The 24,726-nt window shown below is 37.6% G+C and carries 21 protein-coding genes and 1 pseudogene; 15 read left to right on the top strand and 7 right to left on the bottom strand.

Going from position 1 to position 24,726, the window contains the following annotated elements:
- Positions 1-6 precede the first annotated feature (6 nt).
- The 9 genes from ung (at position 7) to pyrF (ending at position 7,071) form a co-directional block, all read left to right on the top strand.
- A complete protein-coding gene (ung, locus tag ACB088_RS07725; RefSeq protein ID WP_005041081.1) occupies positions 7-720 on the top strand; it encodes a uracil-DNA glycosylase in 714 nt (237 codons plus the stop codon).
- Complete coding sequence (locus ACB088_RS07720; protein ID WP_080026950.1) at positions 717-1,841, top strand: enoyl-CoA hydratase/isomerase family protein; 1,125 nt, start codon at positions 717-719, stop codon at positions 1,839-1,841. Before ung ends, ACB088_RS07720 begins: the two co-directional genes overlap by 4 nt.
- Positions 1,842-1,846: 5 nt before the next feature.
- Positions 1,847-2,350, top strand: a complete 504-nt coding sequence (gene tadA, locus ACB088_RS07715; RefSeq protein ID WP_004642637.1) for a tRNA adenosine(34) deaminase TadA — start codon at positions 1,847-1,849, stop codon at positions 2,348-2,350.
- A 70-nt stretch (positions 2,351-2,420) separates the two neighbouring features.
- On the top strand, positions 2,421-2,861 hold the full coding sequence (locus ACB088_RS07710) for an SRPBCC family protein (RefSeq protein ID WP_375038533.1): 441 nt from the start codon (positions 2,421-2,423) through the stop codon (positions 2,859-2,861).
- Positions 2,862-2,871: 10 nt separating this feature from the next.
- Positions 2,872-3,552 (top strand): (d)CMP kinase, encoded by a 681-nt coding sequence (cmk, locus tag ACB088_RS07705; RefSeq protein WP_375038532.1) that lies wholly within the window; start codon positions 2,872-2,874, stop codon positions 3,550-3,552.
- 111 nt (positions 3,553-3,663) lie between these two features.
- A complete protein-coding gene (rpsA, locus tag ACB088_RS07700; RefSeq protein WP_005041073.1) occupies positions 3,664-5,337 on the top strand; it encodes a 30S ribosomal protein S1 in 1,674 nt (557 codons plus the stop codon).
- Positions 5,338-5,493: 156 nt separating this feature from the next.
- The gene (locus ACB088_RS07695; RefSeq protein WP_003651488.1) at positions 5,494-5,796 is read left to right on the top strand and encodes an integration host factor subunit beta; all 303 of its coding nucleotides are present in this window, start codon (positions 5,494-5,496) and stop codon (positions 5,794-5,796) included.
- Between the two features lie 25 nt (positions 5,797-5,821).
- Positions 5,822-6,187, top strand: a complete 366-nt coding sequence (locus ACB088_RS07690; RefSeq protein ID WP_005041071.1) for a lipopolysaccharide assembly protein LapA domain-containing protein — start codon at positions 5,822-5,824, stop codon at positions 6,185-6,187.
- Between the two features lie 185 nt (positions 6,188-6,372).
- A complete protein-coding gene (gene pyrF, locus ACB088_RS07685; RefSeq protein ID WP_092705610.1) occupies positions 6,373-7,071 on the top strand; it encodes an orotidine-5'-phosphate decarboxylase in 699 nt (232 codons plus the stop codon).
- On the opposite strand, the gene ACB088_RS07680 is transcribed toward pyrF, so the two are convergent.
- Together ACB088_RS07680 and ACB088_RS07675 are read right to left on the bottom strand one after the other, a co-directional pair.
- Positions 7,068-7,979 carry a lysine exporter LysO family protein gene (locus ACB088_RS07680; protein ID WP_133746160.1) on the bottom strand — a complete coding sequence of 304 codons (912 nt, stop codon included), beginning with the start codon at positions 7,977-7,979 and terminating at the stop codon, positions 7,068-7,070. The genes pyrF and ACB088_RS07680 overlap by 4 nt on opposite strands.
- Positions 7,980-8,028: 49 nt before the next feature.
- Positions 8,029-9,576 (bottom strand): flavin-containing monooxygenase, encoded by a 1,548-nt coding sequence (locus ACB088_RS07675; protein ID WP_375038530.1) that lies wholly within the window; start codon positions 9,574-9,576, stop codon positions 8,029-8,031.
- 121 nt (positions 9,577-9,697) lie between these two features.
- Between ACB088_RS07675 and ACB088_RS07670 the strand changes: the two genes are divergently transcribed.
- The 4 genes and pseudogenes from ACB088_RS07670 (at position 9,698) to ACB088_RS07655 (ending at position 14,978) form a co-directional block, all read left to right on the top strand.
- The gene (locus ACB088_RS07670; protein ID WP_375038529.1) at positions 9,698-10,720 is read left to right on the top strand and encodes a helix-turn-helix domain-containing protein; all 1,023 of its coding nucleotides are present in this window, start codon (positions 9,698-9,700) and stop codon (positions 10,718-10,720) included.
- Between the two features lie 77 nt (positions 10,721-10,797).
- Positions 10,798-11,940, top strand: coding sequence for a cell division protein ZapE (gene zapE / locus ACB088_RS07665; protein WP_003651500.1), 1,143 nt, complete (start codon positions 10,798-10,800; stop codon positions 11,938-11,940).
- Between the two features lie 366 nt (positions 11,941-12,306).
- Complete coding sequence (locus ACB088_RS07660; protein WP_375038528.1) at positions 12,307-14,472, top strand: malate synthase G; 2,166 nt, start codon at positions 12,307-12,309, stop codon at positions 14,470-14,472.
- 99 nt (positions 14,473-14,571) lie between these two features.
- Positions 14,572-14,978 (top strand): annotated as a pseudogene (locus ACB088_RS07655) (GNAT family N-acetyltransferase).
- Between the two features lie 51 nt (positions 14,979-15,029).
- Here ACB088_RS07655 and ACB088_RS07650 read toward each other — a convergent pair.
- The 5 genes from ACB088_RS07650 to ACB088_RS07630 form a co-directional block, all read right to left on the bottom strand.
- Entirely contained in the window at positions 15,030-15,443 is a 414-nt protein-coding gene (locus tag ACB088_RS07650; RefSeq protein WP_000525670.1) for a biopolymer transporter ExbD, read from the bottom strand.
- A gap of 19 nt (positions 15,444-15,462) precedes the next feature.
- Positions 15,463-15,885 carry a biopolymer transporter ExbD gene (locus ACB088_RS07645; RefSeq protein ID WP_087088840.1) on the bottom strand — a complete coding sequence of 141 codons (423 nt, stop codon included), beginning with the start codon at positions 15,883-15,885 and terminating at the stop codon, positions 15,463-15,465.
- 15 nt (positions 15,886-15,900) lie between these two features.
- Positions 15,901-16,779 carry a MotA/TolQ/ExbB proton channel family protein gene (locus ACB088_RS07640; protein ID WP_375038527.1) on the bottom strand — a complete coding sequence of 293 codons (879 nt, stop codon included), beginning with the start codon at positions 16,777-16,779 and terminating at the stop codon, positions 15,901-15,903.
- 40 nt (positions 16,780-16,819) lie between these two features.
- Positions 16,820-17,533, bottom strand: coding sequence for an energy transducer TonB (locus ACB088_RS07635; RefSeq protein WP_375038526.1), 714 nt, complete (start codon positions 17,531-17,533; stop codon positions 16,820-16,822).
- A 110-nt stretch (positions 17,534-17,643) separates the two neighbouring features.
- Entirely contained in the window at positions 17,644-20,316 is a 2,673-nt protein-coding gene (locus ACB088_RS07630) for a TonB-dependent receptor (RefSeq protein ID WP_375038525.1), read from the bottom strand.
- A 781-nt stretch (positions 20,317-21,097) separates the two neighbouring features.
- Between ACB088_RS07630 and ACB088_RS07625 the strand changes: the two genes are divergently transcribed.
- On the top strand, positions 21,098-22,876 hold the full coding sequence (locus ACB088_RS07625; RefSeq protein ID WP_375038524.1) for an ABC transporter substrate-binding protein: 1,779 nt from the start codon (positions 21,098-21,100) through the stop codon (positions 22,874-22,876).
- A 15-nt stretch (positions 22,877-22,891) separates the two neighbouring features.
- Complete coding sequence (locus ACB088_RS07620) at positions 22,892-24,715, top strand: ABC transporter substrate-binding protein (protein ID WP_375038790.1); 1,824 nt, start codon at positions 22,892-22,894, stop codon at positions 24,713-24,715.
- Positions 24,716-24,726: the final 11 nt, after the last annotated feature.

Genomic DNA, 24,726 nt, shown 5'->3' with positions numbered 1-24,726 from the left:
ACATTAATGCAATTAACTGAGCAACAGCAAGATAAACTCAGTAAAGTTCAATTAGAAGAAAGCTGGAAAATATCTTTAGCACCTTTTTTGTTAAGCCCTCAAATGGATAATTTGCGCGATTTCTTATTTCAAGAGAAACAAGCACAAAAAATAATATATCCACCGAGTAAACAAATCTTTAGTGCTCTAAATACGACACCATTGGCTGATGTGAAGGTCGTTATTCTAGGACAAGATCCATATCATGGACCGAACCAAGCGAATGGATTAAGTTTCTCTGTTCAAAAAGGTATTGCATTACCACCATCTTTACGTAATATTTTTCATGAATTGCATACAGATTTGGGTATTCCAGCTCCTCGCCATGGTGACTTAACGAAATGGGCTAAACAAGGGGTGCTTTTACTGAACAGCGTGCTTACTGTTGAAGCTGGGCAGCCAACTTCACATCAAAAGCAAGGTTGGGAAGCATTTACTGATGAAGTCATTGATGTTTTGAATGAGCAAAGAGAACATGTGGTATTTATTTTGTGGGGTGCTTATGCACAGCGCAAAGGACAACGTATAAATAGAGATAGACACTTGGTTTTAACCGCCGCACATCCATCACCTCTTGCTGCAAATAGAGGTGGTTTTTTTGGATGCAAAGTGTTCTCAAAAACAAATCAATATTTGAAACAACATGGCATTGAGCCCATAGACTGGCAATTGGACGCATGATGAACTCTCCCAATGTAAATAACTATCACCCGGACTTGGTGGTTGAAGAAGCAAAAAACGGCTGGCGTATAGTACGTTTGAATCGTCCTAAATCATTGCATGCTTTAGATGAGTCAATCGTAACGGCATTATTGCGTGTATTTGAAGATTTTCGTGATGATGAGAACGTTAAAGCAATTTGGTTAGATTCAACTACACCAAAAGCTTTTTGTGCAGGTGGCGACGTTAGAAAATTGCGTCAACTTGTTATAAATCAAGAAGTAGATACTGCTAATAAGTTCTTTCAGCAAGAATATGCTTTAGATTTACTTTTACATAATTATGCTAAACCTGTGGTTGTTTGGGGCGAAGGCTATGTTATGGGTGGTGGTTTGGGCTTGTTCATGGCAGCACCATTCCGTCTAGTAACCCCATATTCTCGTTTGGCAATGCCTGAGATTAATATTGGTTTATATCCAGATGTCGGGGCGAGCCGTTTCCTAGCAGATCGTGGTCCAGTAGGTTTGTTTACTGGTTTAACTGGTTCAATTATGACAGCCGCTGGAGCATATAGCATCGGTTGGGCAACACATATTTGTGAAGCACAGCGTGATAATGTTTTGCAAAAAGTTTTAAATATTAATTGGGCTCATTATCCTGCAGGGGATTTCCGCGCAATTGATGATACTTTAAATAGTTTGCATCGTCCTGTTGCGGCAGGTCCATTGCAAAACTCGCTAGATGTGATTCATAGCGTTTGCCGTGGTTTTAATTTTGAACAAGATTACCAAGCTATTGTTAGCTTGCGTGATGCTAGCAGTGATTGGCTCCGCCAAGCGAGTGAGAACTTGCAAAAAGGATCTCCTAGTACTGCGGCAATTACTTGGTTGCTTTGGCAATGGGGTAAACAAATACATTCTTGGGATGAGGTCTTTGATCTAGAAGCTCAGATTTCTGAGTGGAAAATTCGTCATCCTGACTTTGTAGAAGGTGTTCGTGCACGCTTGGTTGATAAAGATTTATCACCAGAATGGAAACCATGTGAAGACCTAAGCCTAAGAGGTATATTAGCTGATTGTCCACCAGTTACCTCAATAGATAGCTGGAATGCTTTGCTTAGACAACATGGTGTGATCACCTAAAATACATGACTGAATATAGTGATGAATATTGGATGCAGCTTGCTTACGAGCAAGCTGAATTAGCCGCTCAGCAGGGTGAAATCCCCGTTGGAGCGGTTGTGGTGAGCCAAAATAGAGTGATTGGATCTGGATATAATGCTCCAATTAGTTTGTTAGATCCAACTGCACATGCAGAAATTCAGGCTATTCGTGCAGCGTGTTTATCATTAGAAAATTATCGATTACCTGAAGATGCAACTTTATATGTCACTCTTGAGCCGTGCACAATGTGTGTAGGCGCATTAGTACATGCAAGAATCAAACATGTGGTTTTTGGTACAACCGAACCTAAAGCGGGTTCATTGGTAAGCGCTCGTCAATTACTACAACATGGTTATTACAATCACAGATTTACCTTTCAGCATGGTTGTTTACAAGAAAAATGTGCCCAACAACTCAGTCATTTTTTTAAACAAAGACGTGAGCAAAAGAAACTAGAAAAACAACAAAAAACGTCCTTAAATGATTAAAAAGTAACATGAGCTTATGGCAAACTAACGCGATTTTACTGCCATGATTCTATTTAATAAGGAATATTCAATGCGTAATGTAATTACCGTAAAAAAAGAATTTAATGCTCCACTTGATGATGTATTTAACTTGCTCTCTAAACATTCAACTTATAATACTGCTTTTGCACCGTTACAAGTTGTACGTGTAAAAGACTCAGTAGATTCTAAAAGACCTGATGGTTTAGGTTCAGTTCGTCGTATGGGATTTGGTCCAATCAAACCAATTAAAGAAGAAATTACATTGCTTGAAGAAAATAAAAGCATTGAATATAAATTAATAGACAATCCTTTGATTAAACACCATTTAGGTCGAATCGAGTTTTCTGAAATTACTCCATATATAACTTTAGTTACATACCGTATCGAGTTAACAGCAAAAGCTCCAGTGGTAAGTAAATTAATCCTTGCACAGCTAAAACTAGCCATTACACTAGGCTTTTCGAGATTAGCTAAAGCAATTGCTTCTTAGTGAGAGTTCAATGACAGTTCAAATTATTACTATTGATGGTCCGAGTGGTTCGGGTAAAGGAACATTGGCCGCAAAACTTGCAGCACATTATCAATATCATTTACTCGATTCTGGTGCCTTATATCGTTTATTAGGGTTGTCATTACATAAACACGATTTATTAGAGAAATTAGACAGTCAGCTCGATGAATGCATTCAATATGCACGTCAACTAGATATTAAATTTGAAACTTCCGCATTAGGGGTTTTAGTTTTTCTAGATGGCGAAGATGTATCTCAAACAATTCGTACAGAACGGGTTGGTGAATATGCATCGAAAGTTGCAGCAATTCCAGAACTTAGACAGGCATTATTTGAGCGACAAAGAGCTTTTGCACAAAATCCTGGTTTAGTTGCAGATGGTCGTGACATGGCAACAGCTATTTTCCCTGAAGCAAATGCGAAAATTTATCTAACAGCTTCAGCTGAGTCGCGTGCCGAGCGAAGAGTAAAACAGTTGCAGGGCATGGGCCTAGATGCTAAAATAAACGACATTTTAGCTAATATACAGGCGCGTGACAAAAGAGATATGGAGCGAGAAGTTGCTCCACTCAAGCCAGCCAAAGACGCTTATATCATTGATAGTTCGGAATTAACGATCGATCAGGTATTTAAGTTGATGGTTGATTATGTCGATAGCCGTACCATTTAGCAAATAGAATTATCAGTTGACGCATAGCTTGATCAGTTTATAAAGACTATGTTGATACTTAACTAAACCGGCCTTGTCTGATCCAAGACCGCTGAATTTATCAGGTATATCATGACCGAATCTTTTGCAGCCCTCTTTGAAGAAAGTGAATTAAACCTCAACGTTGAAAAGGGTGCAGTCATCCAAGGTGTTGTTGTAAACATCGATAGCGACTGGGTAACTGTTGACACTGGCCTAAAGTCTGAAGGCATTGTTGACCGTGCTGAATTTTTAAATGAACAACGTGAACTTGAAGTTCAAGTTGGCGATACTGTTGACGTAGTTGTTGAAGCTCTTGACAACGGTATGGGTCAAACAGTTTTATCACGTGAAAAAGCTAAGCGTGCTGAAACTTGGACTAAACTTGAAAAAATCTTTGAAGATGGCGAAATCGTTACTGGTGTTATCTCTGGTAAAGTTAAAGGCGGTTTTACTGTTGACATCGGTCCTGTTCGTGCATTCTTACCAGGTTCATTAGTTGACACTCGTCCTATCCGTGACACTACTCACCTTGAAGGTAAAGAGTTAGAGTTTAAAGTAATCAAACTTGATGCTAAACGTAATAACGTTGTTGTATCTCGTCGTGCTGTTATGGAAGCAGAATCTTCTGCTGACCGTGAAGCATTACTTGCTCAACTTGAAGAAGGTCAAACAGTTACAGGTACTATCAAGAACCTTACTGATTACGGCGCATTCGTTGATCTTGGCGGTATTGATGGTCTTCTCCATATCACAGATATGGCTTGGAAACGTATCAAGCATCCTTCAGAAGTTGTTGAAGTGGGTCAAGAAGTTACTGTTAAAGTACTTAAATTTGACCGTGAGCGTAACCGCGTATCTTTAGGCCTTAAGCAATTAGGCGAAGATCCATGGTTAGCGATCATGAGCCGTTACCCTAAAGGTTCTATCGTTAAAGCTCGTGTAACTAACTTAACTGACTACGGTTGTTTCGCTGAAATCGCTGAAGGCGTTGAAGGTTTAGTTCACGTTTCTGAAATGGACCACACTAACAAAAACATCCACCCATCTAAAGTTGTTCAGATTGGTGATGAAGTTGATGTTATGGTTCTTGAAGTTGACGAAGAACGTCGTCGTATCAGCCTTGGTATCAAACAAACTCGTGCTAACCCATGGGAAGAGTTTGCTAAAGCTCATGAGAAAGGCGAAAAAGTATCTGGTACTATCAAGTCTATCACTGACTTTGGTATCTTCATCGGCTTGAACGGCGGTATCGACGGTTTAGTACACTTGTCTGATATTTCTTGGAACGAGCAAGGCGAAGAAGCTATTCGTCGTTACAAGAAAGGTGACACTGTTGAAGCTGTTATCTTGTCTGTAGACGCTGAAGGTAACCGTATCAGCCTTGGTATCAAGCAATTGAACAGCGATCCGTTCAATGATTTCTTAGCTGCTAACGAACGCGGTGCTTTAGTTAAAGGTACTGTAACTGCAGTTGATGCTCGTGGCGCAACTGTTAAGTTAGCTGACGAAGTAGAAGCTACTCTTAAAGCTTCTGAAATCAACCGTGACCGCGTTGAAGATGCAACTAAATTCTTAGAAGTTGGTCAAGAAGTTGAAGCGAAAATCATCAACGTTGATCGTAAATCTCGCTCTATCAACTTGTCTGTTAAAGCAAAAGACGAAGCTGAAGAGAAAGAAGCAGTTGCTACTTTACGTACAGCAACAACAAGTCAAGAAAATGGTCCTAAGACTATTGGTGACTTGATTAAAGCACAAATGAAGTAATAGGTTAACAAAGTACAGTTTCATGTAACGGAATTGTACTTTTTATACAAATTACTGTAAACGGTAGCCTAGTATTCAACATACTACGCTACCGTTTTGTATTTAAACAGGTTATTATCAGACGACATAGAGTAGCAATAAATAACGAGGTCGTAGATGACTACTGAAGCTCTTAATAAGTCTGATTTGATTGAACGCATTGCGCTAAAAAACCCACACTTAGCTGAACCTTTGGTGGAAGAGGCGGTTAAAATTATGATTGATCAAATGATAGAAGCACTATCAACTGATAATCGAATTGAAATCCGTGGTTTTGGTAGCTTTGCTTTACACCACCGTGATCCAAGAGTTGGTCGCAATCCTAAAACAGGAAGATCAGTTGAAGTGGCAGCTAAAGCTGTTCCGCATTTCAAACCCGGGAAAGCACTGCGTGATGCAGTCAACGAATCCGGAAAATAAATAAAAATTTATAAGTGGGGTGCCTATGCGTTATATTTTAATTGCATTGCTTATTGTTGTATTTGGTTATTCTTTAGCCCTTGTATTGCAAAATCCAACAGAGCTGTCTGTTGATTTGCTATTTACTCAAGTTCCAGCTATGCGATTAGGCTTATTATTGCTACTCACATTAGTACTTGGAACGGTGGTCGGTCTTTTGCTAGGTGTACAGGTTTTCAGAGTGTTTCAACAAAGCTGGGAAATTAAACGTCTTCGTAAAGATATTGACCATTTGAGAAAAGAACAGATTCAAAGTGCTCAATTAGCAGCAGCAGAAGCCGCTGCAAATGTAAGACATGAAAAAACCGTTTTAGATGTTTATCCTCAAGATAAAAACTCTACTCCGCTATAATTCGAACACTACTCTTTATTCACGAATAAAGAGTAGTATATTCCTTAATTTATCAGTGTTTTCTTCTTTTTATTTTTCTAAAAATCAATCCCCGTGACATTATTGTCTCTAAATTTGAAAGCCTTCCTTATACATTCCTTTATTACTTGATGACTTGTCTATTATAATGACGCTGATTTTATGTGATGGAAGAAAGTCTCTTGAGTATCATTGTTGCGTTAGATGCAAAAAGCCAATATGACGCTTTAAAAATTGTTGAACAACTTGATCCTACTTTATGCCGTGTAAAAGTGGGTAAAGAGCTTTTTACTCATGAAGGCCCATCTGTTGTAAAAAAACTTCAAGAACAAAATTTTGAAGTTTTTCTTGATCTTAAATTTCATGATATTCCAAATACTACCGCTCAGGCTGTTTGTGCAGCAGCTGATTTAGGAGTGTGGATGGTAAATGTTCACGCTTCAGGTGGCCGTAAAATGATGGAAACCTGTGTTGAGCGTTTAAAAGCAGGTAACTATCAAACCCAGCTTATTGCTGTGACAGTACTCACATCAATGGGTCGAGAAGATCTAAAAGATCTTGGTCTAGATGTTGAGCCTGTAGAACATGTAAAGCGCTTGGCTAAACTCACTAAAGAAAGTGGCTTAGATGGGGTGGTTTGTTCTGCTCAAGAAGCTAAGATTCTTCGTGAATTAATTGGCCAAGACTTCTCTTTGGTAACACCAGGTATTCGTCCAGAAGGGACAAATGCGGACGACCAAAAACGTATTGTGACTCCAAAGCAGGCTATGCTTGATGGTTCTACACATCTGGTCATTGGTCGACCGATTACTAAAGCAGAAAACCCAACAGAAATGTTGAAATCTATTCTTGCTTCAATTGCCTAAAAATTTAGAAATAAGCTAATTAATAACGGGGCGAGTAGGCTTAATAATAAGCCACTCATCATGGCATGTGGTACATAATGTGTACCGCATGACTGTTTTACCATTGCTAAGGTAACATCCATTGACGTTGCGCCAGCACTTGAGATAGCAGGGCGAGGAAAACGCCATCCCATGGTATACATTAAAAATATAGCAACAATTTCTCTAAATAAATCAGTCAATAGTGCGATGCCACCTAGTTCTGCCGAATGTAATTGCGTAAATAAGATCCCTGACATTGAGTACCAGCCATAACCTTGTGCTAATGCTAATGTTTCGTTCAGTGCAAAATGTTTGTTAAGCAAAAAGTAGTTGAAGAAGCCTGCAATACATGACCCTATAAAAGCAGCTAAAGGTACAATTAAAATTTTCCAGCTTAACCATGTACGGTTGAAATGAGTGAAGGCAAGTTCAATACCAATTAAGAAAATAAACAATAATAATAAATACCAACTATTAAATGCCATATGTGAATTGAATTGAGTGGCGATAGCTCCTAATAAAACACCGATACCTAAGGCAAGAAAAGCTTTTGCAATATTCTTTAAAGCATTTACAAAAAGTTGAAGTGAGATTTTTCCTTTTACACTTTGTTTATCAAAAATTGTATAAGCCAATAAACATGTAAAGAAAGAACCAAAAGATGTGGTAAGTGCAATGATTATAGCTGGTGGAAGTATCGCAGAAGGGTTCTCAATTTGATCAAGTGCTAGTGTTAACTCTAAAGCCACACTTGCTAATAGAATATAGGAAAAATAGGGCAGTATTTTGAAAATAAACTGTCGGATATTTAGAGATAGTTTAGGTGCTAGAAAATAGCCGAAAGCAAGTGCTAAAAAAATTTGAATGATAAGATAAAAGGATTGCATATAATAATAGGTGGATTGTTTTTAACCCACCTATTATGTCTTGAACATTTTAAGCTGCATAGCTCTGTGAGCTTTTATTTAAGAGTAGGTAATCTTTTGGATTAACTTTACGCGTCTCTAACCAATACTTCCATGTATAGGTGGGCCATAACGAAAAGTTTTTTCCATCGGCAGATTGATACCAGCTACTACAGCCTCCAGCTTGCCACACAGTCCCTTGAAGCTGAGTTTGAACCCGCTCGTTAAAAGCATCTTGAACTTCTGGTTTGATCTCAATTGCTTTTTGACCAGATTTCTTTACAAGTTGAATGAGCTGTAAAATGTAATTTACTTGAGATTCAATCATAAAAATAACTGAATTATGACCTAATACTGTATTAGGGCCGACTAATTGAAATAGGTTAGGAAAGTTTTTAGTCATAATGCCATAATAACTTTCTGCACCATCTTTCCATGCCTGTTTTAACTCGATTTGATTGCGTCCAATACAAGTGAAATGTTTTAAGTAAATACGTGGGTCAGTTATAAAACCTGTGCCGTAAATTAAGCAATCAATAGGTCGTTCTTTACCATCTTTAGTAATAATACTATTTTCTTTAATTTCTTGAATGCTATCCGTTATTAGCTCAACATTTTTACGGTTAAATGTAGGGAAGTATTTATTTGAAATAAGAATACGTTTACATCCCATCACAAAGTCCGGTGTGAGTTTCTTAGCCACTTCCTTGTCTTTAACTTGGAAGCGAATGAAAGCTTCTGCCAACTTTTGACCATATTTCATGATTCGAGGTTGAACAATCGGTACAACACGTGACTCATTACTCCAATAAAGACGACTACGATGAATTTGGCGATAAATATTGGAAGATTTGAATAATGTTTTACTCAAACCTGAGTATTTGCGTTCATCTCGCGGTATTACCCATGCTGCCGTTCTTTGAAATACATAGAGCTGCTTAACATCTCCAGCTATTTCCGGAATATATTGAATTGCACTGCCACCTGTACCAATAGATGCGACTGATTTACCATTCAAATTATAGTCATGTTCCCATTGTGATGAATGGAAAACTTTACCTTTAAATTTTTCGATACCCTGAATATGGGGAATTTGCGGAATGTGTAAAGGACCAGAAGCAAAAACAACAAATTGAGCTTCAATAGAAGGCTGATTTTTAAAGTCTAGAGTCCATACATGACGTGCTTCATCATATTGGATATTGCTCACATCATGGTTAAACTTGCAGTAATCTTTAATCTTATATTTTTTTGTAATATCCTGAATATATTGAAAAATCTCGGGTGCTTCAGCGTAACGTTTTGACCAGTCGGTTTTAGGTGCAAAAGAGAGAGAATACATATGAGATTGAACATCACATGCCGCGCCTGGGTAGCGATTTTCTCGCCAAGTTCCGCCAACATCATTTGATTTTTCTAAAATAACAAAGTCTTGCTGTTGATTTTGCAGTAAACGGATTGCCATTGCTAGGCCACCAAATCCAGCACCAATAATAGCGATTTTAGTTTTTTGAATAGCATCTTGCTTTGCGTTTAGCATTGGAAACCCTGCATAAGCTAAAAGGAGGATTGCAGGCAAGACTAACGTTTTTTAACCAGTTTAAACATGATTGTATCGACGTGAAAATTGATAGATTCGGCAATTAATTTTCTTTCTTGTTTATAGTAAAACATTTGAGTCTAGGGAAATTGATAGAAGAATGAAACGGTCGATACTTGGTTTAATGTATTTAATTCAAGGAATGCGCAATGCAGGCATTGATGTCGACTCACGTTTGGCTGGTATAGGAATTAAGGTTGATGCTTTAGATCCGAGTTCCACAATTCATGATCGCCTAGAATGGGATATTCAGCAAATTATTAGTGAAAATGTTGAGCCTGAAAAGGGCCTATTTATTGGACAGCATTATGCTTTAGCGGGTTACGGACCGTTACTTATGTTGCTTGTCACAAGTAATGATGTTCAAACTGCATTAAATAAAGGGATAAAGTATCAAAAACTTACTCATTTATTTGGTGCTTTAGGCCTATACGAAACTGATGATCGTACAATTTTAAGTTATTTACCTGTTGATTTAAAAACACAAATTGGCAAGTTGCGGGCCCAATGTGAAGTTTCAGGAACTTATAAATTTATTCAAGATATTTATACGATGATGGGATTACAAATGCCCGCTATGCGTATAGAACTTCCATTTCAAAAACCAACTGACTCGGATACTTTATCTCGCTATTTTGCATACTATGGCGATGATGTGCACTTTAATGGTAAATATGCAGCATTTAGCCTAAGCAAGGATGTGCTTGAAATTAAGATCCCTTCAGCGGATATCATTACACATCGTATTTATGAATCAAAATGTATTACAGAAATAACAAGATTAAATCAACAAGATCACCAAACTCCACATATCATACAATGTGTGCAAGATTATCTTGAGTTGCAACAAGGTATTATCCCGAGCATGGCGGAAACTGCTTTTGCATTGAAAATGCCTGAAAGGACGTTAAGGCATCAATTGCAACAGTTAAATACGAGTTATAAGCAAATTCGTGAACAAATCATCAAGAATAAGGCATTAAAGCTTATGGAATATAGGGAATACTCAATAGAAGTTATTGCCGAATTGCTCGGTTATTCTGAACCAGCGGCATTTAATCATGCATTTAAACGATGGTTTGGGCAGAGTCCTCGACAATATGGCAAAGAGTCATCGTCGTAATTCTTGATGCTAAAAGCTAATGTGGTTGAACAAAATGTTCGCTATACTCCTATCAGTTAAAATTGAAATAAAACGATATGTTAAATTTAAAATCTTCTCATAGTACTGCATTCTCACCTTCTTCCCCAGCAGAACGCTATGCTGAGGCTTTAGCTTCAGGCCAGTTTATGGCAGATGAAGCGCAAGCACAGGCAGTGCAAGAATTAGATCGCGTATGGAAAGAACTTTTAAACCGTTATAAAGCCTCTAAAAAAGCTTTCCGTCGTTTTCGCCGCCAAACATCACCTAAAGGTGTCTATATGTGGGGTGGAGTAGGTCGTGGAAAAACTTGGCTTATGGATCAATTTTATGAGTCAGTGCCATTTCGTCGTAAAACACGTATGCATTTTCATCATTTCATGCAACATGTTCATAAAGAGCTAAATAAGCTTTCAGGCCAACGTAATCCACTTGAAATCGTGGCTGACCAAATTTATAAAGATGCAGTCGTTATTTGTTTTGATGAGTTCTTTGTATCAAACGTAACAGATGCAATGATTCTAAGTGATTTATTTCAAAAATTGTTTGTTCGTGGTGTGACATTAATTGCAACATCAAACATTGCACCAGATGGTTTATATAAAAACGGTATTCATCGTGACCGTTTCTTGCCAACAATTGAAATGGTTAAAAAGAACTGCGCTATTTTAAATGTAGATGCAGGTGTGGATTATCGTTTACGCGTATTAAAACAAGCTCAATTATTTAAATCACCATTAAGTAATGAAGTCCAAAACTGGATGTCTGAACGTTTCAGTGCACTAACTCATACACAAGCTCATTCTCAAGAGCCTATTGTAATCAATAATCGTATTGTTGAGACTCTAGGGCATACAGAAGATGTGTTGTGGTGTGAGTTTTCTGAACTCTGCTTTAAACCACGTAGCCCAGCAGATTTTATTGAAATTGCAAATATCTATAATACGGTTCTGGTGAGTAATGTTCCTCATTTAACAGATTTCTTGTCTGAAGGCACACGTCGTTTTATTTATCTAGTCGATGAGTTTTATGACCGTGGAGTAAAATTACTTTTAACTTCTCAAGATAGTATTATTGATATTTATCAAGGTGAAAAGTTAGCATTTGAAATTGAGCGTACTCGTTCACGTTTATTAGAAATGCAATCTGATGAATATTTGCATTCAGAACATCGTCATATTGATGAAGCTAAAAACGCATAAAAAATAGATATGAAAAGCGCTCTATATAGGGCGCTTTTTTTACAACAAAAATAGATAAATTTCGTTAAATAGTGCTTTTTCAAGCTGCAAAGTTTGATATAACTAAATACGCTTTAGAAAAATAAGATAGTGAACTTTTTTGTCTGTTAACAAAAAGTCTAGTTTCAGTATCTTTAAATATTGAATAAATTGTTGGGAATCCTAGTTAGAATTTTAATATTTCCTATATAGATAAATTTATTTTTGTCAATAGTTTTACAAGGGAAAATGCTTACTATTTAGGAATGTGATATTAGTATTCAGCTTAATTTAAATCGGTATACTAGGATTCTCTTGGTATAAAAAGTAGCAACTTCAGGAAAGACAATGACTGCACGTATTCAAAAAGGCAAGTTAGCGATTGCTAAAGAACTTTACGATTTTATCGAAAATGAAGCTTTACCAGGTTCTGGTTTAGATAGTGAAACTTACTGGAAGAACTTTGAGCAAGTTGTTGTCGATCTTAGCCCAAAAAATAAAGCATTATTGGCTAAGCGTGATGAATTACAAGCAAAAATTGATGAATGGCATCGTAACAACAAATTTGAACTAGGTGCTTATAAGGCGTTCTTAACTGAAATTGGTTATTTATTGCCAGAAGTTGAAGATTTTCAAATTACAACTGAAAATGTTGATGAAGAAATCGCATTATTGGCAGGACCGCAGTTAGTTGTACCTGTACGTAATGCACGTTATAGCTTAAATGCAGCAAATGCTCGTTGGGGCTCTTTATATGATGCACTTTACGGCTTCGATGTAATTTCTGAAGAAGGCGGAGCTGAAAAAGGTAAAGGATATAATCCTGTACGTGGTGCAAAAGTTATCGAGTTCGCTAAAAATTTCTTAAATGAAGTTTTTCCACTTGCGCAAGGTTCACACGCCGATGCAACAAAATATGCGATTGAGCAAAATAAACTTGTGGTAACTTTGAAAGATGGTTCAAAAACAGGTTTAGCTCATGAAGCTCAGTTCGTTGGTTTCAATGGTGAAGAAGCGAATCCTACAGAAGTTGTACTTTTAAGTAATGGCCTTCATGTCATTATCGAAATTGATGCATCTAGCCCAATTGGTCAAACTGATTTAGCTGGTGTTAAAGATTTAACATTTGAAGCAGCTGTAACCACCATTCAGGATTTAGAAGATTCTGTTGCTGCGGTAGATGCTGAAGAAAAAGTTGAAGGCTATCGTAACTGGTTAGGTTTAATGAAGGGTACGCTTCAAGAATCTATCGAGAAAAATGGTAAAACGATTGTTCGTGATTTAAATAAAGACCGCGAAATTAAAAACTTAATTGGTGGTACAACAAAACTTCATGGTCGTTCACTTATGTTACTTCGTAACGTAGGTCATTTAATGACTAACCCAGCTATTTTGGTAGATGGGGAAGAAATTTTCGAAGGAATTATGGATGCACTGGTAACACCATTATTGTCAGTTGCTGACATCCGTAGTGAAAACGAAAACAAGAACTCTCGTAAAGGTTCTATGTATATTGTTAAACCAAAAATGCATGGTCCAGAAGAAGTTGCATTTGCTGTAGAGTTATTTGAAAGTGCTGAACAGGCGATTGGATTACCAGCGAAGTCATTAAAAATCGGTATTATGGATGAAGAGCGTCGTACATCTGTAAACTTGAAAAACTGTATCGCTGCTGCAAAAGACCGTACTATCTTTATTAATACTGGTTTTATGGATCGTACTGGCGATGAAATTCATACGTCAATGGAAGCTGCACCAGTTGTTCGTAAAGAAGCTGTAAAAACACAAAAATGGATTGCTGCTTACGAAAACCGTAACGTTGCAATTGGTTTGAAGACTGGTTTGCAAGGTAAAGCACAAATTGGTAAAGGCATGTGGCCAAAACCAGATAGCATGAAAGATATGTTAGCAACTAAAGCTGCACATCCAAATGCAGGTGCATCATGTGCTTGGGTTCCATCTCCGGCAGGTGCGGTACTTCATGCAATGCATTATCATCAAGTTAATGTAAAAGCGCGTCAAGATCAGTTAAAAGCTGAAGAAATGTTGTCATTAGACGACTTGTTGACTCCGCCGTTTGCACCAGAAACAAATTGGTCAGCAGAAGAAATCAACAACGAACTTGAAAATAACTGCCAAGGTATTTTGGGGTATGTAGTTCGTTGGGTTGACTTAGGTGTGGGTTGTTCGAAAGTTCCTGATATTAATAACGTAGGTTTAATGGAAGACCGTGCAACATTACGTATTTCTTCTCAACACGTTGCAAACTGGTTACGTCACGGTATTGTGACTCGTGAACAAGTTGAAGAAGTGCTTAAACGCATGGCAAAAATTGTTGATGAGCAAAACGCGAATGACCCATTGTATAAACCAATGGCTGCTAACTTTGAAACCAATATTGCTTTCCAAGCAGCTTCTGACCTCATCTTTAAAGGTTGTGAACAGCCTTCTGGTTATACTGAGCCGTTACTACACGCTGCTCGTTTAAAGTTAAAAGGTTATACAGGTGACTAATTTTAACCTGTCATAAAAAAAGCCTCTTCGGAGGCTTTTTTATTTTCGGTATATTTTGTGCTTACTAGAAAGTAGATTTATAGCTAAAAGGTTTTAAGTTTGATTAATTTAAAAAATCTCAATCGAGAGAATTGGATTCAATTTACAAGATTATCATTGGATGAATCTCAAAAAGACTATGTTGCCCCAATGTATATTCTATTGCTGAGTCTAAAGTGGAAGAACATTACTGTCCGCGAGTGATCTGTTTTGATGATGAAGTTGTTGGTTTCTTAATGTATTGCGTCGAAATTGATCCACATGATGAGACATTATTTTGGTTGTTTCGCTTTATGATTGATGAAATATTCACAAAAGGAGCTAAACGCATTCGAACTATGTATAAATCATCTAATCATTGTGCTGGAAAACTTTATAATAAATTGGGTTTTACAGAAACTGGAGAATATGATGAATGTGGAGATATTATTTTAGAGTTGAATATTTCCCTTCAAAAAAAACGCTAACTGAAAATTCCAGTTAGCGTATGAAGTAATAGAATAGATTTAAAAGCAATATTAGTTACTGCTCACAATTCCAATTTTGGTGACACCTAAACGCTGCGCTGTAGCCATAACCATCGCTACGTTTTTATATTCAGCCATTTGATCTGGTTTAAGTTTGATCTGGTCTTGATCTTTTTTGGCAACAACACCTTGAAATAAAGTCTCTAGTGCCTTGCGGTCAGAAACTTGCTGGTTATTCCAAAATACTTTGCCTGCTGCATCAATACGAACATCAATAACTTCAGGTGGCTTCTCATTTGTTGGTGGCGGTGTGCCATTTGGCAAATTAATATTAATCGCGTTGTTTGGCGCAGGTATGGTAATAATAAACATAATAATGAGTACCAGCATGACATCAATAAGAGGTGTCATGTTGACTTCTAACATCACGTCATCATCATTATTTGAGCCGACATTCATACCCATAAAATTCTCCTTAAGTTAATTACGGGGAAGCTGGAGGGGTAGTAACAAAGGCGATTTTGCCAATACCAGCTTGTTTGGTCGTGCTAATCACCTGATCTATTGCCTCAAAATGGGTAAGCTGATCTCCACGAATATGAACTTCTGGTTGAGGTCTTTTTTGTGCAACGGCTTGGAGTTTTGACAGCAATATCTCTTTATTAGGCACATAGCTTTCATTCCAGAAAATATCTCCTTTCTTGTTTACAGAAAGTTGAATATTTTCAGGTGTTGTTGCATATGGAGTATTTTTTTCTTCTGGCAGTTTCACAGGAACCGTATGTGTAACTACCGGTATCGTAATAAGAAAAATAATAAGTAAAACCAACATGACATCAACGAGAGGCGTCGTGTTAATTGTGCCAATCATTTCATCATCATCTTCAGAGCCAACACTCATACCCATAATGTTTGCTCCTGATTATTTAATACTGCGGTTAACTGAATTATTGGTATTAATTTCTCCACTTAATAAAACCGCATGTAAATCTGAACCAAACGAACGGACATTTTCCATAACTGCTTTATTACGGCGAGTTAGCCAGTTGTAACCAAGTACAGCAGGTACTGCGACTGCAAGACCAATAGCTGTCATGATTAAAGCTTCACCGACAGGACCAGCAACTTTATCAATAGATGCCTGACCTGAAATTCCGATAGCTGTTAATGCATGATAAATTCCCCAAACTGTACCAAAAAGACCCACAAATGGTGCCGTTGATCCAACTGTTGCTAAAAAGGCTAAACCACCACCTAAGTGATTTTGTATTTTTTCAATTGCGCGTTGAATTGAAATGCTTACCCATGTATTAAAGTCAATACGTTCAAGTAAAGAGCCGCCGTGTGATTTAGTTGAATTAATGCCTTTTTCTGCAATAAAGCGATATGCACTACTTTGCTCTAGATTGTCGGCTGCATTATCTAGTGAAGTTGCTTCCCAAAAACTTTTCTCTGCTTCTTTACCTTGGCGCTTTACTTTAGCTTGCTGTAAGAATTTAGAAATAATGATGTACCACGTACCAATCGACATGAGTACTAATATAAATAAAGTAGATTTAGCAACTAAATCTCCCTCACGCCAAAGCGCTTCTAGGCCATAGGGATTTTTAACAGTTTCGCTAGTTGCTGGCTTGGGTGGTGGAGTTGGCGTATTTGCATTTGAAGTGGCTTCAGTAGTTGCTGTTGCAACAGGAGTATTCGTTTCTTCTGCAAAAACCGAGCTTAATGGAAGTAAAGAGCATGCTGCGATTAAACTTGCAGAAGCGAAGCGTACTAGGTGTTGAGTTGATTTTTTCATCATATTATCTCCAATATTTTTAATTTCTTGCTAATTCAGTTGTTTATTCAATTACAAATGGATATTCAATTTCATACCAGTCTTGCTGAGGCACGCCATCTTTCATTGCAGGTTTGAACGTACATAGGCTGTAGGCTTTAGTTGCCGCCTTATCTAAGATTCTGCTACCGCTCGACTTCTTCACCTTTGCTTCGATAACACTGCCATTGGTATCAACTAAAACTCGAATGCGGACAGTACCTTGTTCACCACTCATTTCTGCTTCACGTGGATATTCAGGTCTTTTACAGCCTCCTGAACCTTCCGAAACACCGCGAGTTACGCCCGCAGGTTTTGGTGCAGGTGCTGCAGCAGCCACTGGAGCAGGTGCTGCAATTGGGCTAGGTGATGGAGTGCTAGGTGCAGCAGTTGGAGTTGGGGCAACTTTAGTCGGTTGAGCTACTGGAGTCACTTTTTGTACAGGTGTCGCTTTTTCGACCTGTTTCACTGGCTCGGGTACTTTGGCTACCTTTTCTACCATTTTAGGTGGCTCAGGAGGTTTTTCCTTAGGCTTGGGCTCCTCTGGTTTTGGAGGAGGCGGTGGCTTAATATCCTGAATAATTTGTAATTCCACAGGTTTTTCTGCTGGTTTTTGAATATTGTTTGCTAAACCTGACATCAGAATATAGGCAACAATAAGATGCAGAAAAAGTACTGCGGCAATACCAATAAGGCGCTTTGCAGATTTATTTTCTATGTCTGTAAAAGTCATGCCCATAGTTACTCCTGAAACTGTAGACAAACAATTTTTTTAAATGACTGTTTGGCTAAGAATGGGTATTTGTTCTGCAAACTAACTGTTGAGAGTTATATTTGCAGAACAACCATTTAGAACTTATATGTACCTCGTACAAAGTACGTACGTCCTAAAGGATCTGCGTAACGTGGGTCATATCCCATTTGGAAGTTATCAATTACATTAGAAGCAGGAGGGTCTTCATCAAAAATATTTTTAATACCCGCTGTAACTTCTAGATTTTTAAAGCCTTTGTATGTGCCTGAAATATTGTATGTTGTATAGTCACTGACTCTATGGTTTTGGTCATTAGAGTTTTGATCTTGATACCCACGAGAGAAGTTTTGTTGTAAATTTAAAGCCCAGTTTTCATAATTCCAATTTAGGTTTGCAGTATGTTTCCATCTCAGAATAATAGATTGATAGTCTAAGCCGCTATATGATCCAGCAACACCTATCCACTCGCCATTTGGCTCAGCTTGATATTTGTAGTCTGTTATATATGTCCCATCAATATTGAAACCGAATCGACCTGTAGCTGTCATTGGAGAAACCCAACTTAAGCCTACATCGAAGCCTGAGGTTTTAATTCCACCTAAATTTTGTTGTGTTGTAATAATATAATCTAATGAACCATCAGGATTACGTACAAATTTGTCTGCATATTTCACAGGGTCATTAAAAATAGCAGTTTCTGAAAGAGTAGCAATTTGCTTGTCGACTTCAATATTGAAATAGTCGAGAGTGAAGGCTAAATTTTTAATTGGTTCAAATACTAAACCTGCAGTAAAAGACTTTGACTCTTCTGGATCTAGAGTTTTATTACCTCCATTTTGTCTGTCGAATTGCATCTTACAATCACGTTCTTTTTGCCCTCCTGGTTGTACAACTCCACCTGGGCAAAGCAGTGGATCATTATATGACGCACCTGTATTGGTTATTGAATTTGCACCATTAACCTCCCAAAGTGTTGGTGCTCTGAAACCTGTACTATAAGTTGTACGGAACATTAACTGTTTAATAGGTTCCCAACGAAGTGCAAATTTTGGATTAAACGTATCGCCAAAATCATTGTAGTCATCATAACGAGCGGCAATTTGAGCTTCTAAAGTTTTAAGAAGTGGGATATGAAATTCGGTAAATACCGATTTAATATTACGATCGCCAGTATTTACTGGTTCATCAGGATCGACACCTGTACTAGGCGCCACTCGGGCAACATCAGTAACGACTTTTGAAGTCCAATCTTCATAACGATAGCTTGCTCCAACCGCAAAACCAACGTCTCCAGCTGGTAATTTAAATATAGGTCGGCTTGCAGTGAAATCAACGGTAGTTGTATCTAGATTAGCTTTTAAGTATTTACCTTCAACTCCTAACTCATTCCATACACTAGCATCTTCAGGGTTTTGTGGTCCGAATGGGTTTAAAATACCATTGTTTAAAGCTTCTTGTGTTTTATCAAAGTTTAAATAGCCACTTACGATAGCATCCGATGCACTACTATGAGCATAGGTAACGCCTGAATTAATATCCCAACCATGAGTTTCACCCTCAATACCAGCAAATAATCTATGTGATTGGTTAATACTGTTACTTATACGATTACCCGATTGTGAACGCAGATAGAGAGGGATAGTTCCAGTAGCACCAGCTAAAGCTGGAGTGATACCTTTACCTGGATAATATTTACTACTAGGGTCAAGCGTTAGATCAAAAAATACATCTGGCGCAACTGAAGTGGTAACTTCACTTCTTGCATATAAATATTCTGCAATCGCATTAAAGTTATCGTTCAGTTTAAAAGTAGCTCGGCCCATAGCTGAGATGTCTTCTGTTTTTGGAACAATTCCAATCACAGCTTGACTGTTATATCGACAAGTTCCATCATCGTTACTATTAAGAGGATTATTACCACAACCAGTGGATGCGTAAGGGTTACCTAAACCAGGGACATTGGCTGGAAAGGAACCACTACTGGTTCTATTAACATCTAATTCGGGTAATATCCCTCCACGCTGACTGACCTTACGATCTTTGGCCATAACATCATCGCCTTTGCGATAGTCGACAACGCCAAAAACGTTATAGCCATTTTCGTCTAAATCACCAAAGCCACCAAAGATGCTATAGTCTTGTTGTTCACCACCTTTTTGTTCTGGTTTTTGATAGCCTGCGGTCAGATTAAGTCCTGTAAACTGCTTTTTGGTAATGAAGTTAATTACTCCACCAATTGCATCTGTTCCATAAATGGAAGAGGCGCCATCTCGTAAAACCTCAATACGGTCTAACATTGCGAGTGGAATAATATTTAAGTTTGTGACGCCACTGTCGTATGCATTTGCAGCCAACCGACGACCATTAAGTAAAACAAGAGTCTTATTGGCGCCTAAAGCCCTAAGGTTTGCCGCCGAGCCTGCTGTTTTGCTTGTACCCACGTTGCTGGCAGTAACAAAGTTCGATTGGTTTGCACTAATTTTGGCTAAGGCTTCTTCAGTTGTAGTCACCCCTTGTTTTAAAATTTCATCAACTTTTACTACTGTAATTGGTGAAGCGCTTTGAGCAGCAACGCCTTTAATTGATGAGCCTGTCACAGCAACTTTTATGACTTTGACTGGTTTGTCTTCAGATGTTGATGATGGTTCGGTTTCTGCTGCTTGTGCCAGGGTAAGACACATCATGCTTAAACTAAGGGTGCTTAATTTAAGAATTGTTTTGCCGATCTTGGGGGTTACCTGAGATCGAACATTGTATTTTTTTTTCATCGTAGATTTGATCCCTTTTTGTTGTAGTTAGCGATATTGCTGAAAAGTGTTTAAGCAAAGCAAGTGCCAACTATATATTTTTCTTTTTTTAGTTTATGCAAAATACTGATAAATATTGATTTTATTGTGGTTGAGGCTGTAATTCAGAGAGTGGAATCAAAGAAATTATTTTTCTATTTGGAAAAAAATAATGAGTTGGCGAAAAGTTTCAAATTTATTTGTATAAAAAACAATCATTGTTTGAATCTTCATGTATTAGATATTCATTTTTGTATCTTTTTAGAACTTTATGAAATGTAATTATATAACGTAACATTATGATAATTTCATATACTTCTATTTATAAATCAAATGGTTGATCTGTTATTTTTTGTGAAAAATAACGATTTTTTCTGAACTAGAATGAAACATTTATGACTTTTAATTGTGCATTATAGGTTAATGATGGATACGTTATATAAATATAATATTTGGCATAAACTTACTTTTATTTATATAGTCCCAGAAGTTTTAAGTGCCTAATTAAAATGTAAATTTTAAATATTTTTATATGGATTATTTTTGATCACAAAATATGGCATGAAATTCGCTTTATATTAGATAGTTACAGCTTTCTAATTTTATTGTTAGCTTTTCCATTTGATCAAATAAAAGATTGAATAAAACGGTTAGTAATTTACAAAGAAGAAAGTAGTCCGTTGAGAAAGAACTTTTCTTATGCGGATTTAGATGTTACTCAAAAGGATAATATCTTTAAAATATTAATTAAGTAGGTAGGAACTTGAAATTAAAAATTTTTAAGCTCGCCATTTTAAGTCTGGCTATTACATCAGTTTCTTGTGCTTTCGCCCAAACGCCTGCACAACCAAACAAAGTATTACATGTTGCTTATGAGGCACCTGATGATGGTTTTGACATGGTTAAAACCACCAATTTTTATAGTGCCAGTATTGCAGAAGCTATTTTCGAGCCATTACTTAAATATGATTATTTAGCTCGTCCAGTACAGTTAGTTCCTTATACGGCTGAAAGCCTGCCTAAGGTTGAACAAGACGGTAAAGTTTATACATTTAAAATTAAGCCAAGTATTTACTTCACCAATGACGCTGCTTTTAAAGGTAAACGCCGTGAACTTGTGGCAGAAGATTATGTTTATGCAATTAAACGCATTTTAGATCCTGAAAATAGGGCACCTTCTGTTTCTTTTATTGAGGGAAAATTGTTAGGTGCCGATGCGGTTGTAGCTAAGGCAAAGAAAACTGGAAAATTTGATTACGCCGCACCCATTGCAGGAGTGAAAGCGCTTGATCGATATACTCTACAACTCACTTTAACTCGGCAAGACTTTAATTTTCCTTATATTCTTGCCTATATATCTTTTGGTGGAGTTGCTAGAGAGGTTGTTGATTATTATGGCGACCGTATTGGTATGCATCCGGTAGGTACAGGACCTTACATGTTAAGTAAATATGTACCAAGAAGTAAGGTTGAGCTGGTTGCCAATCCTGATTATCGGGGTTTCGTGTGGAACTTTAAGTCAATAGGAACACCGTGGGATAACCAGCTTGTTAAAGAAATGTCTGGAAAGAAAATGCCGCAAGTTGGCAAGGTGGTGGTCAGCATTATTGAAGAGCAACAGTCACGGTGGTTAGCTTTTCAGTCTGGTCAATTGGATTTTGATAGACTTACAGCAGATGCTGTTCCGCAAGCTTTAGACAAGGGACAACTTAAAGCGTCTTTTCAGAAAAAAGGAATTAAGCATTTCCCTAATAAAGAACCTGAAATTACCTATACGATGATGAACATGCGTGATCCGGTAATTGGCGGTTTTAGCCCAGACAAGATAGCTCTTCGTCGAGCAATTACTTTGGCATATGATCAAAAAGAAAGTATAAGACAGGCTTACAAAGGGCAAGCTGTTAGAGCAGAAATGTTTATACCTGAAGGTGTAAATGGATATAACCCGAAGTACAGAAGTAGCGTAGGATACAATCCGCTATTAGCCAATAAACTACTTGATCATTATGGTTATAAAAAAGGGGCTGATGGTTACCGAGACTTACCAAATGGGAAACCTTTGGTTTTAAAAATTAATAATGAAAATAGCTCAGCATCGGTTATTCATTCTGAACTTTGGAAAAAAAATCTGGATGCCATTGGTATTCGTGCTGACTTTAAAGTAAGTAACTTTGCAGATAACTTAAAAGCGGCAACTCAATGTAAATATATGATTTGGAGTGGAGCATGGATTGCTGACTATCCTGAAGGAGAAAATTTTGCACAATTACTTTATGGTCCAAACGCTGGGCAAGGAAACCATGCTTGTTACCAGTCTAAAACATATGATGCTCTTTATAATCAAGCCACCCATTTACCACCCCAACAACGTCTACCATATTATGAAAAGCTTAACCGCCAGATTGAAGCTGACAATCCGTGGATTATTCATGTAACTCGACTTCGTAATTGGTTGGTACAGCCGCAAGTTCAGGGATTTAAACCTCACCCGATGATGAATACAAACTGGCAATATCTTGATATTACCCCTGTTAAAAAATAATTTTAGATAAAGATAATTATGACTGAAAATTTAATAAAACAGCTCAAGCATTGTAGTGTCAGCCTATTATTCGCCAGTATGGCATTAACTGGATCTACAAGTATTTTTGCGAAAAGCTCAGCCGATCCAAATAAAGTTTTACGTTATGTATTCCCGACAGCTGAAACAGGTTTCGACCCAGCTTATATCCATGATTTATATTCGGCGCATGTAACCACTTCAATATTTGAAACTTTATATACGTATGACTATTTAGCAAGGCCCGCAAAATTAGTTCCTCATATTGCTACAACTATGCCACAAGTCAGTGCAGATGGTCTGACTTATACCATTCACATTAAAAAAGGCATTTATTTTACGCCGGACCCTGTTTTTAAAGGGAAGCCTAGAGAGTTAACGGCCAATGATTATGCGTACTCTTTTAAGCGCTTATTGGATCCGAATTTACGTTCTCCCAATAGCTGGTTGTTAGAGAACAAAATTGAAGGTATGGATGCATTAATAAAAGTAGCCAATAAAACCGGAAAATTTAACTATGACCAAAAGGTAAGTGGTTTACAAACACCAGATAAGTACACTTTGGTGATTCGTTTAGTTAAGCCAGATTATAACTTTCCTTTATTACTGGCACATGACCCGACAGGTGCTGTGGCGCGTGAAGTCATCGAAAAGTATAAAGACAAAGCCGGTTTTGTCATGGGACATCCTGTAGGAACTGGACCTTATGTACTCAGTAAATGGGTGCCTGCTTCGCGTATTGTTTTAAAATCTAATCCAGATTTTCGTGGTTTTACTTGGAACTTTACAGCCAGTAGCCCTGAGGATGAGGCAATTGTGAAGCGCCTGAAAGGCAAACAAATGCCACAAGTAGGCACAATTGATATTCAGGTTATGGAAGAAAACCAATCACGATGGCTGGCATTTCAGCGTGGTGAGATTGATATATTTCAGCTTGAAGGGCAATTGGTCGCGAAGGCAATTAAAGACGGTAAATTAAGACCTGAGCTTGCTAAAGAAGGTGTGCATTTATCTCGTATTGTTGATCCTGAAATTAGCTATATTTATTGGAACCTTAAAAATCCGGTTGTTGGGGGAATGAGTAAAGAAAAAATTGCTTTACGCCGTGCAATTGCAATGTCTCGCTCACTAGATCAAGAAATTAAATTAGTAAGAAATGATGATGCCGAGCGTCTACATTTTCCAGTGCCACCCGGTGTAGTGGGATATGACCCTCAGTATAGAACTAGTACGCCATATTCGGTGAAAGCAGCAAATTTACTATTAGATAGATATCACTATAAAAAAGATGCATCAGGTTGGCGCACTCAACCAAATGGGAAGCCCCTTGTCATTGAATATATGGCTCGCAGTGACAGTATTGGTCAACAAAGTGCTGAACTTTGGAAAAAAAACTTTGATAGTTTGAATATTCGAATGGTGTTTAAACCAATGCTTTTTGCAGATCTAATTCGAGCACAAAAACAGTGCGAAGGTATGTTTGGTGCTTCTGCATGGATTGCTGATTATCCTGATGGTGATAATTTTATGCAGAATTTTTATGGTCCCAATACGCATATGACAAACTGGTCTTGTGGCTCAATTCCAGAGTTTGACCAATTGTATCGCCAAACCCAACAAATGAAAGCTGGCTCTGAACGGGATGCACTTTATCGAAAAATGACGCGTTTGTTAGAAGTCTATATGCCTGTGCAAATGTCCTACGCCCGCTACCGAAATATGTTGGCCCAGCCGCGTGTCATTGGCTATAAAAAGCATCCCATTTTACATGCTGAGTGGATGTACTTTGATATTGATACAAATACTAAATCTAATCATTAAATGAAAAATCT

The organism is Acinetobacter sp. RW6 (genome assembly GCF_041956835.1).
In the GTDB taxonomy this organism is placed as follows: domain Bacteria; phylum Pseudomonadota; class Gammaproteobacteria; order Pseudomonadales; family Moraxellaceae; genus Acinetobacter; species Acinetobacter calcoaceticus.
This window is presented reverse-complemented; position numbering and strand designations above follow the sequence as displayed.